Below are 12,123 nucleotides of genomic sequence, written 5' to 3' on the forward strand. Positions count from 1 at the left end.
ACCGGTGTGGCCGGACGGGTGTCGGCGGCACGGGTGCGGCCGGACGGCCCGGGGGCCGCGGGCGGCGGGATCAGCCCCCGCGCCCACGGCCCCCCGGGGGCTTCAGGCGTTCAGCGCGGCGATCGAGTCGCGCAGCGCCGCGGGGACGTCGGACACCAGCTGGTGCACCCCGTCCCTGACGACCTGCCGGCCGCCGACCACCACGTGCCGGACGTCGGCGGCGGAGGCGGCGAAGACCGCGATCTCCGCGCCGAGCCGGAACGCCGGGCCGGCCGTGCGGACGCTGTCCAGGGCGAGCACGGTGAAGTCGGCGAGCGAGCCGGCCTCGATCCGCCCGGCCTCCGGCCAGCCCAGCGAGGCGTGGCCGTCCACGGTGCCGGCCCGCAGCAGCGCGTTGGCCGTCCAGTGGCCGCGGGTACGGGTGCGCAGCCGCTCGTCCAGCTCCAGCGCGCGGGCCTCCTCGAACGGGTCGATCACCGCGTGGCTGTCGCTGCCGAGCGTGATCGGGCAGCCGGCCGAGGCGAGCCGCCGGGCGGGGCCGATGCCGTCGGCGAGGTCCCGCTCGGTGGTGGGGCACATGCAGATGGTGGTGGAGGAGTCGGTGAGGAGCTTGACGTCCTCGTCGGTGAGATGGGTGGCGTGCACGGCCGAGGTGCGCGGGCCGAGCGCGCCGTGGTCGGCGAGCAGCCGGGTGGGGGTGACACCGTGCGCGGTGAGGCAGGCGTCGTTCTCCGCCGTCTGCTCGGAGAGGTGGACGTGCAGCGGCGCCTTGCGCATCGCCGCCCAGTGCGCGACGGTGCCCAGCTGGTCGGCCGGGACGGCACGCACGGAGTGGATCGCCGCGCCGATCCGGGCGTGCTCACGCGGCTTCAGCTCGCAGACCCGGGCGGCCCAGGCATCGGCGTCGCCGTCGCTGAACCGCCGCTGGGGCTTGGTCGGCTCGGCGCCGAAGCCGGAGGAGAGGTAGCAGGTGTCCAGCAGGGTGATCCGGATGCCGGCCCGCCCGGCCGCCTCGATCAGGGCCTCGCCCATCGCGTTGGCGTCGTTGTAGCGGGCGCCGCCGGGCGCGTGGTGCAAGTAGTGGAACTCCCCGACCGCGGTGATGCCGGCCAGCGCCATCTCCGCGTACACGGCGGTGGCGAGCGCCAGGTAGCTGTCCGGGTCCAGTGCGCCGGCGAACCGGTACATGGTGTCGCGCCAGGTCCAGAAAGTGCCGGAGCCGACCTGGACGTGGCCGCGCAGCGCGCGGTGGAAGGCGTGCGAGTGGGCGTTCGCCTGGCCGGGGACGAGCAGCCCCTCCAGCCGGACGGCCCCGGGCGGGCAGGGCCCGCTGTCCGGGGTGACCTTGGCGATCTTGCCACCGGCTCCGGTACCGATCAGCACGTCCTGCTCGACCACCGGCCCGTTGGCGTGCGGCAGCCAGGCGTACTGCGCCCAGTAGGTCACTGACACGCCAGATCCTCCAGTACGTCGGCCAGGGCGGCGACGCCCGCCAGGCAGTCGGCCTCCTCGGCGTGCTCGGCCGGGGAGTGCGAGACACCGCTCGGGTTACGTACGAACAGCATGGCGGTCGGAACGGCCGATGCCAGGATTCCGGCGTCGTGTCCCGCGCCGGTGGGCAGCACCGGCACCCCGCCGAGCCGCTTGGCGAGGCGGTCGCGCAGCGGGCCGTCGAAGTCCACCACCGGCGTGTACGACTCGCGGGTCAGCTCGACCCGGACGCCGTCGCGCTCGCCGCGCTCGTACGCGGCCTGGCGGATCTCCTCGACCAGCGCCGTCAGGGTCGGCTCGTCGGCCGCCCGGGAGTCCAGCCAGCCGCGGATCAGCGAGGCGATCGCGTTGGTGCCGTTGGGCTCCACGGCGACCTTGCCGAAGGTGGCCAGCGCCCCGGCCAGCTTCGCCCGCTTGCGGGCGGAGAGCACCGTGTTGGCGAAGGTCAGCATCGGGTCGCGGCGGTCCTCGATCCGGGTCGTGCCGGCGTGGTTGGCCTCGCCGTGGAAGTCGAAGCGCCAACGGCCGTGCGGCCAGATCGCGCTGGCCACGCCGACCGGGTGCTGCTCGGTCAGGTAGCGGCCCTGCTCGACGTGCAGCTCGACGAAGGCGCCGATCCGGGCGAGCCGCTCGTCGTCCGCGCCGATGGCGGCCGGGTCGTAGCCGGCCTTCTCCATCGCGTCGGGCAGCCGGACACCGTCGGCGTCGCGCAGCTCGTACGCCTGCTCGGGCGAGAGCACGCCGGCGGTGAGGCGGGAGCCGATGCAGGCGACGCCGAACCGGGCGCCCTCCTCGTCACCGAAGTTGACGATCGCCAGCGGCTTGTCGAACTCGGCGCCGCGGGCGCGCAGTTCGTCCAGCGCGGCGAAGGAGGAGACCACGCCGAGCGGCCCGTCGTAGGCACCGCCGTCCGGGACGGAGTCCAGGTGCGAGCCGGTGACGATGGCACCGGGGGCGGTCGGGTCGCCGAGCCAGGCCCACTGGTTGCCGTTGCGGTCCAGCTCGTACGTCAGGCCGCGGGCGCGGGCCTGCTCCTCGAACCAGGCGCGGCACTCGGCGTCGGCGGAGTTCCAGGCGAAGCGGCGGTAGCCCCCGGAGGAGGCGGAGCGGCCCACGGGGAGCAGCTCCGCCCACATCCGCTGGAAACCATCGGTGGACGGCACAGTGGTCACAGCTCACCCATGGGGACGCGCACCCCGCGCTCGGCCGCGACCTCGGTGGCGATGTCGTAGCCGGCGTCGACGTGGCGGATGACGCCCATGCCCGGGTCGTTGGTGAGCACGCGGCGGATCTTCTCGCCCGCGAGCGCCGTACCGTCGGCGACGGTGACCTGGCCGGCGTGGATGGAGCGGCCGATGCCGACACCGCCGCCGTGGTGGATGGAGACCCAGGACGCGCCGGAGGCGACGTTGACCATGGCGTTGAGCAGCGGCCAGTCCGCGATCGCGTCCGAGCCGTCCAGCATGGCCTCGGTCTCGCGGTACGGGGAGGCGACCGAGCCGCAGTCCAGGTGGTCACGGCCGATCACCAGCGGCGCGGACAGCTCGCCACTGGCCACCATGTCGTTGAAGCGCTCGCCGGCCTTGTCGCGCTCGCCGTAGCCGAGCCAGCAGATCCGCGCCGGCAGGCCCTGGAAGTGCACCTTCTCCTGGGCCATCTTGATCCAGCGGTGCAGCGACTCGTTCTCGGGGAACAGGTCGAGCACGGCCTTGTCGGTCTTGTAGATGTCCTGTGCGTCGCCGGAGAGCGCGGCCCAGCGGAACGGGCCCTTGCCCTCGCAGAACAGCGGCCGGATGTACGCGGGGACGAAGCCGGGGAAGTCGAAGGCGCGGGTGTAGCCGGCCAGCTGGGCCTCGCCGCGGATCGAGTTGCCGTAGTCGAAGACCTCGGCGCCCTTGTCCAGGAAGCCGACCATGGCCTCGACGTGCTTGGCCATCGACTCGCGCGAGCGCTGGGTGAACTCGGCCGGCTTGGCGGCCGCGTAGTCCGCCATGTCCTCGAAGGCGACGCCGATCGGCAGGTAGCTCAGCGGGTCGTGGGCGCTGGTCTGGTCGGTGACGATGTCGATCGGCGCGTCCATCGCCAGCAGCTGCGGGAAGAGCTCCGCGGCGTTGCCGAGCAGGCCGATGGAGAGCGGCTGCTTCTTGTCGCGGGCGTCGGTGGCCAGCTCCAGGGCGTGGGCGAGGCTGGTGGCCTCGACGTCCAGGTAGCGGTGCTCGATCCGGCGGGCGATCCGGGACGGGTCGCAGTCGATGCAGATCGCCACGCCGCCGTTCATGGTGACGGCCAGCGGCTGGGCGCCGCCCATGCCACCGAGACCGGCGGTGAGGGTGATGGTGCCCTCAAGGGTGTTGTTGACCAACTTCCCCATGGAGTGCAGCTTGGTGGCGACGGCGCCGAAGGTCTCGTAGGTGCCCTGGAGGATGCCCTGGGTGCCGATGTAGATCCACGAGCCGGCGGTCATCTGGCCGTACATGGTGAGCCCGAGGCTCTCCAGGCGGCGGAACTCCTCCCAGTTGGCCCAGTCGCCGACCAGGTTGGAGTTGGCGATCAGGACGCGCGGCGCCCACTCGTGGGTCTGCATGACGCCGACCGGCCGGCCGGACTGGACGAGCATCGTCTCGTCCTGCTTGAGCGTCTGCAGGGTGCGCACCATGGCGTCGTACGAGCGCCAGTCGCGCGCGGCCTTGCCGGTGCCGCCGTAGACGACCAGCTTGGACGGGTGCTCGGCAACCTCGGGGTCGAGGTTGTTCATGAGCATCCGCAGTGCGGCCTCCTGCTGCCAGCCCTGCGCCGTCAGCTTCGTCCCGCGCGCCGCGCGGACCTCGCGCGGGCCGCTGCCCGTCTGCTGCTGCACCATGTTCCCGGCCTCTCTGCGGATGGATTCATTCAGTGTTCGACACTCTGAATATATCCAATCAGTCCGCCTGCGGCCAGACCTGCGCGGCACGGCTTTGAACCGTTACCCGGGGATGCCCGCGCGCAACGGGCGCGACGGCTGCGCTCACGGGGTCGGCGGCGGCGGGGCACCGCCGTGCAGGGCGGCCAGCCTCAGCCGGTAGTCGTCGACGTCGATCTCGCCCCTGGCCAGCCGTTCCGCGAGCACCTGCTCGGGGGTGGGCGTGGGTGGCGGCGGCGCTGCGGGCCGGCCCCACACGGGCGCCGCACCCGGGCCGGCGGTCCGGTGGGCGAGCGTGCGCCACAGCAGGACCAGGACGGCGATCAGCAGCAGACCGAACAGCAGCATGGTGATTCCGGGCACGATCCACGTCCATGCCTCGTGGTACCCGTCATGCCAGTAGTGCCTCATCTTGCTCACCTGTCACAGACCGTGGGTCAGGTGGATATCCGCACGCTCCAGTGTCCCCCCGGTGCGCTCTGATCCGTATAAGCAGGACGACGGCGCGGCGGGCAGGCCCCGGCCGCCCGGGAGGCCGGACGCCGCTACGCGGCCGCGTCGCCGTCCCAGTCGATGCCGATCTCGGCCAGCCAGCGGCGGTCGTCCGCGTCCGCCTCGGCCGGGGCGGACGGGGTCGACGGGGCGGACGGGCGCGGTGGGCGGGGCACGTCCTGGACGGGGCCGAGTCCGTACCGCTCCGCGGCCTCGGCGGCGGACCGGGAGGCCTGCGGGTCGATCACACCGACGTGCACCGCGCCCTCGTCACCCGGATCGAGGACGGTCAGCTCGGGCTCGGGCAGCCGCCGCAGGGTGACCCGGCGGCCGCAGGTGGGGCAGGACCACTCGTCGGCGCCCGAGGCGAGCCGGCCGACCAGCTTCATTTCGTGGATCACTCGCATGCCGGACACCCCCGTCCGGCCCCCCGACAGGGCCTACCGGTGGGATGCCCGCAACGCGGACCGCTACTCCAGGAACAGGCCGCGAGCTGCCGCGGACTGCTCGATCGCCTCCAGCCTGGCCTCCGCGCCGGGCATCTCGTCGCACATGGTCTGCAGCAGCACCCGTCCGAGCATCATCGGCGCACAGGCGGTGTCGAAGACCAGCCCGGTGCCGACGGCCGCCGGCAGCAACAGATCGGAGAGCTTGGCGACCGGCGCGAAGGCGCTGTCCGCGACCGTCAGGACCGTCAACCCGCACTCCCTGGCGACCACCAGAGCGTCCATCAGCTCTCGCGGGTAGCGCGGCAGCGCGAAGCACAGCAGCGCGCTGGCGCCCGCCGCGGCGGCCTGCTCCAGCCGGTCGGCGAGCATGCTGCCGCCCTCGTCCAGCAGCCGGATGTCCGGGTGCACCTTGGCCGCGAAGTACGCGAAGCCACGCGCCTGGGCGGAGGCCGCGCGCAGGCCGAGCACCGGCAGCGGGCGGGAGGCGGCGAGCAGCCGGGCCGCGCGGACGATCGGCTCGGGGTCGGCGAGCAGCTCGGCGAGGTGGCGCAGATGGGCGATCTCGGCGAGCACCGCCTGCTGGTGCTCGTTGCGTACGGCGTCGTCGGGCGTCTCGGGGGCCGCGGGCTCCCCCGCGCCGAGTTCGCGCAGCTGCTTGCGCAGCGCCGGGTAGCCGTCGTAGCCGAGCGCGACGGCGAAGCGGGTGACGGAGGGCTGGCTGACGCCGGCGAGTTCGGCGACCTCGACGCTGGAGAGGAACGGCGCCTCCGGGGCGTGCCGGACCAGCGAGTGCGCGATCCGGCGCTGGGTCGGGGTCAGCCGGTGGCCCTCGAACAGGTGGAGCAGCCGGGCGGAGGGGCCGACGGCGGCGTCGTCCGCACCGGTGTCGCCCGCGCCGGTGCCGTCGGTGGCGGTGCCGTCGGCGGGGGTTCGATCGGTCGCGGTCATCGGTGGGATTCCTCCGGGTTCGGGCTGTGCGGACGACTGTGCAGCAGTCCCGCCCGGACGGGCAATGACGTCTCGTACGCCGGGACGGCCGGCCGCCGGGTGGTGCGGCCTCGGGGTGACCCCTGATTTCCCCCTGAGCCGCCCCGGAGATCACCGCGAAGCGGTGGACCGGGCACCCGGGCGGGGCGCAGGGTGGACAGCATGGAAACACGCCAGGACGAATTGAGGCGAGACCTCGACGCCGCCGTGCAGGCCCGCAAGGAGCTCGGCAAGGAGTACGAGTCGGAGCTCGTCGACTCGTTCCTGGCCCGGCTGGACTCCCGCCTGGACGCCCGGGTCGAGCAGCGGGTGTCCGAGCGGCCGGCGCCACCCGGGTACGGGCTCGGCCGCGAGCGGGGCGGACGCCGTGGCCGGGGCGCCCGGTTGCAGGTGTTCTCGCTGGTGATGGGCGTTCCGCTGTCGGGCATCGCGGCCGGCACCTCGGGCCTGATGGGCCTGGTGGTGTGCTGGGCCGGGATCGTCGGCGTCAACTTCTCCGCCGTGATGGCCGATCGGCGTGAGGAGCGCGGCAGCGGGAGCGAGCGCGGCAGGAGCGCCTGGGACTGACGCCCCTTCACTCCTGCCGCGCTCATGTCCGCCCCGGTCAGGCCAGCGGGCCGGTGACCCGCTCGACCGCGTGCAGCAGCTCGCCGGAGGCGACCAGCTCGGCGGCGGCCTCCAGGTCGGGCGCCAGGAAGCGGTCCCGGCCGGCCCCGCCGACCCCGGCCGCGCGGGCGGCGGCCATTGCGGCGGCGGTGGCCGGGGCGAGCGGGCCGCTGCCGTCGGGCTGCTGGCGGATCTCCAGGGCGCGGGCCGAGGCGGTCAGCTCGACGGCGAGGATCCGGCCGAGGTTCTCCACCGCCTGGCGGAGCTTGCGGGCCGCGGACCACCCCATCGAGACGTGGTCCTCCTGCATCGCGGAGGACGGGATGGAGTCCACCGAGGCCGGGACGGCGAGCCGCTTGTTCTCGCTGACCAGGGCGGCCTGGGTGTACTGGGCGATCATCAGACCGGAGTCCACGCCCGGGTCGTCCGCCAGGAAGGCCGGCAGGCCGTGCGAGCGGGCCTTGTCCAGCAGCCGGTCGGTCCGGCGCTCGGAGATCGAGCCGAGGTCGGCGGCGGCGATGGCGAGGAAGTCCAGCACGTACGCCACCGGCGCGCCGTGGAAGTTGCCGTTGGACTCCACCCGGCCGTCGGGCAGCACCACCGGGTTGTCGACCGAGGCGGCGAGCTCGCGCGAGGCGACCAGCCGGGCGTGCGCGAGGGTGTCGCGCCCGGCGCCGGCCACCTGCGGGGCGCAGCGGATGGAGTAGGCGTCCTGGACGCGCGGGGCGTCGTCCTGGTGGTGGCCGGTCAGGCCGGAGCCCTTGAGGACGGCCAGCATGTTGGCGGCGCTCAGCGCCTGGCCCGGGTGCGGACGGATCGGCGCGTGCAGCTCGGGGGCGAGCACCTTCTCGCTGCCGAGCAGGGCCTCCAGCGACATCGCGGCGGTGATGTCGGCGGTGGTGAACAGGCGGGCCAGGTCGGCGATGGCCATCACCAGCATGCCGAGCATGCCGTCGGTGCCGTTGATGAGGGCCAGGCCCTCCTTCTCCAGCAGCTCGACCGGCTCGATGCCGGCCCGGGCCAGCAGCTCACCGGCGTCGTGCTCGGCGCCGTCCGGGCCGTACGCGACGCCCTCGCCCATCAGCACCAGCGCGCAGTGCGAGAGCGGCGCCAGGTCGCCGGAGCAGCCGAGCGAGCCGAACTCGCGGACGACGGGGGTGATGCCGGCGTTGAGCAGGGCGGCCATCGTCTGGGCCACCAGCGGGCGCACCCCGGTACGGCCGGAGGCGAGGGTCTTCATCCGCAGGAACATCAGTGCGCGGACCACCTCGCGCTCCACGGCCGGGCCCATGCCGGCGGCGTGCGAGCGGACCAGCGAGCGCTGGAGCTGGGCGCGCAGCTCCGGACTGATGTGCCGGACGGCGAGGGCGCCGAAGCCGGTGGAGACCCCGTAGACGGGGCGCGGTTCGGCGGCGAGGGCATCGATCCGGGCGCGGGCGGACGCCATCTCGGCGAGGGCGTCGGGGCCGATCTCGACCCGGGCGTTGCCACGCGCGACGGCGAGCACGTCCTCGGCGCTGACGTCGGCCTTGCCGACCAGGACGAGGGGCGCGTCGGGGGCCACAGCACTGTGCATATCCATATACACAATCACACCAGGTGAATGAAGATATGACAACCGCCGGAGGCCTACCGGTCTCAGGAGATCGGCGCCGGCTCCATCATGACCACGGTCGGCCGCGGCCGCCGCCCGAGCCGCCCGGCACCCGGCACCCGGCACCCGGCACCCGGCACCCGGCACCCGGCACCGATTTCCGCTCCGGCGGCCCGATGGCGCACGCTGGGTGGCCAGGACAGTGAGTGGGAGGCGGCCGGGGATGGCGCGAGCGACGGCACGGCGCCGGGTGGTACGGCTGAGCGGCGGCGAGCGGGGCGCCCGGCCGGACGCACTGGCGGCCGAGGAGCCGCTGGAGATCAGGGTCGGCGGCGAGGCGCTCACCGTCACCATGCGCACCCCCGGACAGGACTTCGACCTGGTGGCCGGCTTCCTGGTGGGTGAAGGGCTGGTCCACTCGGCCGACGGCCTGGCCGCGCTGCGCTACTGCGCCGGGACGGACGCGGACGGCACCAACACCTACAACGTGGTGGACGCGACGCTGCGCGGCGGCGGCGCGCTGCCGCTCTCCGCGCACCGGAACCTGCTCACCACCAGCGCCTGCGGCCTCTGCGGCCGCGACACCGTCGACGCCGTCCGCACCCATGTGCGGTGGCCGGTCTCCGCCGACCCGCTGCGGGTCGAGCCCGCGGTGCTGTACGGGCTGAGCGAGCGGCTGCGCGCCGCCCAGCGCACCTTCGACTCCACCGGCGGGCTGCACGCCGCCGGCCTGTTCGACGCGGCGGGAGAGCTGCTCTGCGCCCGCGAGGACGTCGGGCGGCACAACGCGGTGGACAAGGTGATCGGCTGGGCGCTGCGGGAGGGCCGGCTGCCGCTGACCGGGCACCTGCTGCTGGTCAGCGGCCGGGCCTCGTTCGAGCTGACGCAGAAGGCGGCACTGGCGGGCATCCCACTGCTGGCGGCCGTCTCCGCGCCGTCCTCACTGGCGGCGGACCTGGCGGAGGAGCTGGGCCTGACCCTGGTCGGGTTCCTGCGCGGCGAGAGCGCCAACGTCTACACCCGTCCGGACCGCGTGCGCTGAGGCGGCGGCCGACGGGCCGACGGGCCGTCGTTCGTCACGGCGGGCCGGCGGCGCGCCCGCGCGGTCGCGCGGTCGCCGCCGGGGGCCGTCAGTCGCGGGTGCGGCGGCGGACGGCCAGCACGATCAGCACCACGACGACGATCAGGACGACCACCACCACCGCGCCGACGATGAGGCCGATGGCCTTGCTGAAGAAGCCCTTCTTCTTCTTGGACTTCTTCTTGTCCTTGGATGCGGCCAGCTGGGTGGCGTGCTCGGCCGCCGAGGCGCTCGTACCGCTCGCGGCAGCCGGCGCCGCGGCCGGCGCGACGGGCGCGGCCTGGGCAGCCTGGGCCGGCGACGCGCCCTGAGCGGTCGTCACGACGTAGGCGTGCGGTGCGGCCGCCTGCGCCGGGCCGGCGGCCAGCGCGGCACCCCCGCCCGCCAGCAACAGGGACAGGAACAGGCCCGTCAGACGCGTTCTCATCGACTCAACCCCCGATCCGGCCCGGCCCCGGTGGCCGCAGACCGGGGCCTACTGTCCCATGCGGGCCGCTGCCGCAACAGCCTGGGGGCGGCCTGTTCCCCGACCGCTACCACCCCGGAACCAAGCGGTCACCGAACCCGCACACCCCACCCCCGGACCAGCACCACCAGCACGATCAGCGCGAGCGGCCACCCGGCCGGCCCGGGTCGGCGGCCGTCAGGTGGGCGGCGGCGAGGCGGGCCCGGACAGGGCCACGGCGACGAGCGCCCGCAGCGGGGAGGCGACCTGGCCGAGCGGCAGGGTGGCGTCGTCGGCGAAGAGCTCCACCAGCCAGCCGCCGGCCGCGTTCTGACCGCCCGCCGCGACCATGCCGCGGTAGCCGCTGACCACCAGCACGGCCTCCTCCGCCGGGTCGTTGCCGGCCGCACCGGCCCGCAGCGCGAAGGCACCCCCGCGCACCGTACGGCGGGTGAGCGGGTAGTGGTGCAGGTCGAAGATGGCGTCCGGCGCCTCGATCCGGGCGCGCTGGGTCTCCGCGCGGCTGCTGCTCGGACCGCTGGTCATCCGGTAGACGGCGTGCCGGCAGGTGCGCATCAGCTGGGAGCCCGGCGGCACGTACGAGACCCACCAGCCCACCGCGTCCAGCAGGCGGGAGGCCGTCTCGGCGACGGTGGCCAGCCGGCTGAGGGTGTCGGCGGGGTGGGTGGCGCGGGTGAGGCCGTGCTGGTCGAGGGCGGCGAGCACGGCGGTCAGCAGCTGGCCCGCGTCGGCGCTGTGGGCGGCGCCGCGAAAGCGCCGACGGTCGCCGCCGGGCCGCGCACCGGGCCGGCCGCGGCCGTCGGCCCGGTGATGCGGGTCGGCGGCGTCGGCGAGCAGGACGGTCGGGTCCGGCGAGAAGCCGGGGCCGTGGCTGCGGCCGGCCACCACGGGGTGCGCGGCCCGGGCCGCCTTGGCGCGGTACTGGGCCGCGTCGGCCAGCCGGAACAGCCGGTCGGGGGTGGTGACGGGCCCGATCGAGTCACCGGTGGAGGCGACCCCGCAGGCCACCCCCTCGCCCTCGGCCAGGGTCAGCGCACGGGCGCACAGCTCCTCCGCGACGGCGACCACCTCGTCCGCCTTCTGGCCCTCGGCGAGCAGGCAGAACTCGTCGCCGCCGAGCCGCGCGGCGAGGCTTCCGGGCAGCTTGGCCGCGGCCAGCGAGAGCTGGTGGGCGAAGCGCTCCAGCAGCCGGTCGCCGACCTCGTGGCCGAGCTGGTCGTTGACCCGCTTCAGCCCGTTGACGTCGCAGACCACCAGGGAGACGACCGTGTTGTCCCGGTTGTGTGCCTGGAGCGCGCCCTCCAGCCGGGTGTCCACGGCCCGCCGGTTGGCCAGGCCGGTCAGCGGGTCGGTGAAGGCCAGCCGCCGCAGGTCGGCCAGCCGCTCGGTCTGGGCGAGCCCGGCGGAGATCTGGGCGGCGAGCAGGGTGCCGTAGTCGGCGTCCTCCTGGGTGAACTGCGTTAGGCCCGCGGCGCGGGCGAGGTAGAGCTCGCCCCAGGCCTGGCCGTGCAGCACGATCGGGGCGACCAGGCAGCACTCGCGGCCGCGCCGGCGCAGCCCGGCGGCCCGGTGCTGGCAGAACGCGCCGCCGCCCGGGTGCCCGTGGCTGCTGTGCGGGGTGGAGTTCTCGGCGGTCTGCAGCCAGGCGCGCGGCAGGCGTCCGGGCGCCCAGCGCTCCTCCAGATAGGTGACGATCTCGGGGAAGTCGGCGACCGGATAGGACTCGTCCTCCGGCAGCTCCTCCTCGCCGGGCGCCAGGTCCCCGTAGTTCACCAGGACCCGCAGCCGGCCGGACTCGCGGTCCCAGACCGAGACGGCCGCCATGGTGGCGTCCAGGGCGACCGTGGCCCGGACGGCGGCGGCCCGGATGGCTTCCAGCCGGGTGGCCGCGCCCGCCATGTCCTGCGCCAGTTCGACCACCGACTGCAGCCGGAGGTCGGAGGTGAGCGCCCCCTGCGGGAAGCCCGTCATGGTCGCCTCGCCGCTCACCGGCTCGCCTCGATCCCTGCGCTCGGTCCTGCACTCGCCCCGCACCCGGCCTCGTTCTGCACCAAGACT

The 12,123-nt window shown here is 74.5% G+C and carries 10 protein-coding genes and 1 pseudogene; 2 read left to right on the forward strand and 9 right to left on the reverse strand.

Annotated elements, in window-relative coordinates:
- Positions 1 to 102: 102 nt before the first annotated feature.
- From ACIBH3_RS12405 to ACIBH3_RS12430, 6 genes are all read right to left on the reverse strand, one after another.
- Positions 103 to 1,452 (reverse strand): formimidoylglutamate deiminase, encoded by a 1,350-nt coding sequence (locus tag ACIBH3_RS12405; protein WP_396311899.1) that lies wholly within the window; start codon positions 1,450 to 1,452, stop codon positions 103 to 105.
- Positions 1,443 to 2,627: an allantoate amidohydrolase gene (locus ACIBH3_RS12410; protein WP_396312076.1), complete on the reverse strand. Its 1,185-nt coding sequence runs from the start codon at positions 2,625 to 2,627 to the stop codon at positions 1,443 to 1,445. Before ACIBH3_RS12410 ends, ACIBH3_RS12405 begins: the two co-directional genes overlap by 10 nt.
- 32 nt (positions 2,628 to 2,659) lie before the next feature.
- On the reverse strand, positions 2,660 to 4,351 hold the full coding sequence (hutU, locus tag ACIBH3_RS12415; protein ID WP_396311900.1) for a urocanate hydratase: 1,692 nt from the start codon (positions 4,349 to 4,351) through the stop codon (positions 2,660 to 2,662).
- Positions 4,352 to 4,495: 144 nt separating this feature from the next.
- Complete coding sequence (locus ACIBH3_RS12420; RefSeq protein WP_396311901.1) at positions 4,496 to 4,801, reverse strand: SHOCT domain-containing protein; 306 nt, start codon at positions 4,799 to 4,801, stop codon at positions 4,496 to 4,498.
- Positions 4,802 to 4,935: 134 nt separating this feature from the next.
- Positions 4,936 to 5,289, reverse strand: a complete 354-nt coding sequence (locus tag ACIBH3_RS12425; protein WP_396311902.1) for a hypothetical protein — start codon at positions 5,287 to 5,289, stop codon at positions 4,936 to 4,938.
- Between the two features lie 63 nt (positions 5,290 to 5,352).
- Positions 5,353 to 6,279: a MurR/RpiR family transcriptional regulator gene (locus tag ACIBH3_RS12430; RefSeq protein ID WP_396311903.1), complete on the reverse strand. Its 927-nt coding sequence runs from the start codon at positions 6,277 to 6,279 to the stop codon at positions 5,353 to 5,355.
- A gap of 201 nt (positions 6,280 to 6,480) precedes the next feature.
- Between ACIBH3_RS12430 and ACIBH3_RS12435 the strand changes: the two genes are divergently transcribed.
- The gene (locus ACIBH3_RS12435) at positions 6,481 to 6,885 is read left to right on the forward strand and encodes a hypothetical protein (RefSeq protein ID WP_396311904.1); all 405 of its coding nucleotides are present in this window, start codon (positions 6,481 to 6,483) and stop codon (positions 6,883 to 6,885) included.
- A gap of 37 nt (positions 6,886 to 6,922) precedes the next feature.
- Here ACIBH3_RS12435 and hutH read toward each other — a convergent pair whose 3' ends face one another.
- Positions 6,923 to 8,500, reverse strand: a complete 1,578-nt coding sequence (hutH, locus tag ACIBH3_RS12440; protein WP_396312077.1) for a histidine ammonia-lyase — start codon at positions 8,498 to 8,500, stop codon at positions 6,923 to 6,925.
- A 241-nt stretch (positions 8,501 to 8,741) separates the two neighbouring features.
- On the opposite strand from hutH, the gene fdhD reads away from it, so the two are divergent.
- Complete coding sequence (gene fdhD, locus ACIBH3_RS12445; protein WP_396311905.1) at positions 8,742 to 9,560, forward strand: formate dehydrogenase accessory sulfurtransferase FdhD; 819 nt, start codon at positions 8,742 to 8,744, stop codon at positions 9,558 to 9,560.
- An 88-nt stretch (positions 9,561 to 9,648) separates the two neighbouring features.
- On the opposite strand, the gene ACIBH3_RS12450 is transcribed toward fdhD, so the two are convergent.
- Together ACIBH3_RS12450 and ACIBH3_RS12455 are read right to left on the reverse strand one after the other, a co-directional pair.
- Entirely contained in the window at positions 9,649 to 10,026 is a 378-nt protein-coding gene (locus ACIBH3_RS12450) for a hypothetical protein (RefSeq protein ID WP_396311906.1), read from the reverse strand.
- A gap of 783 nt (positions 10,027 to 10,809) precedes the next feature.
- Positions 10,810 to 12,036 (reverse strand): annotated as a pseudogene (locus ACIBH3_RS12455) (diguanylate cyclase domain-containing protein); the annotation flags it as partial.
- Positions 12,037 to 12,123: the final 87 nt, after the last annotated feature.

Source organism: Kitasatospora sp. NPDC050543, from assembly GCF_044457565.1.
Lineage (GTDB): Bacteria > Actinomycetota > Actinomycetes > Streptomycetales > Streptomycetaceae > Kitasatospora.

Bases quoted from the DNA above. Each gene is read 5' to 3' on its own strand.
- fdhD (WP_396311905.1), top strand. From the start codon at position 8,742: ATGGCGCGAGCGACGGCACGGCGCCGGGTGGTACGGCTGAGCGGCGGC.
- ACIBH3_RS12410 (WP_396312076.1), bottom strand. From the start codon at position 2,627: ATGTGGGCGGAGCTGCTCCCCGTGGGCCGCTCCGCCTCCTCCGGGGGC.
- hutU (WP_396311900.1), bottom strand. From the start codon at position 4,351: ATGGTGCAGCAGCAGACGGGCAGCGGCCCGCGCGAGGTCCGCGCGGCG.
- ACIBH3_RS12425 (WP_396311902.1), bottom strand. From the start codon at position 5,289: ATGCGAGTGATCCACGAAATGAAGCTGGTCGGCCGGCTCGCCTCGGGC.
- ACIBH3_RS12435 (WP_396311904.1), top strand. From the start codon at position 6,481: ATGGAAACACGCCAGGACGAATTGAGGCGAGACCTCGACGCCGCCGTG.
- ACIBH3_RS12450 (WP_396311906.1), bottom strand. From the start codon at position 10,026: ATGAGAACGCGTCTGACGGGCCTGTTCCTGTCCCTGTTGCTGGCGGGC.
- hutH (WP_396312077.1), bottom strand. From the start codon at position 8,500: ATGCACAGTGCTGTGGCCCCCGACGCGCCCCTCGTCCTGGTCGGCAAG.
- ACIBH3_RS12430 (WP_396311903.1), bottom strand. From the start codon at position 6,279: ATGACCGCGACCGATCGAACCCCCGCCGACGGCACCGCCACCGACGGC.
- ACIBH3_RS12420 (WP_396311901.1), bottom strand. From the start codon at position 4,801: ATGAGGCACTACTGGCATGACGGGTACCACGAGGCATGGACGTGGATC.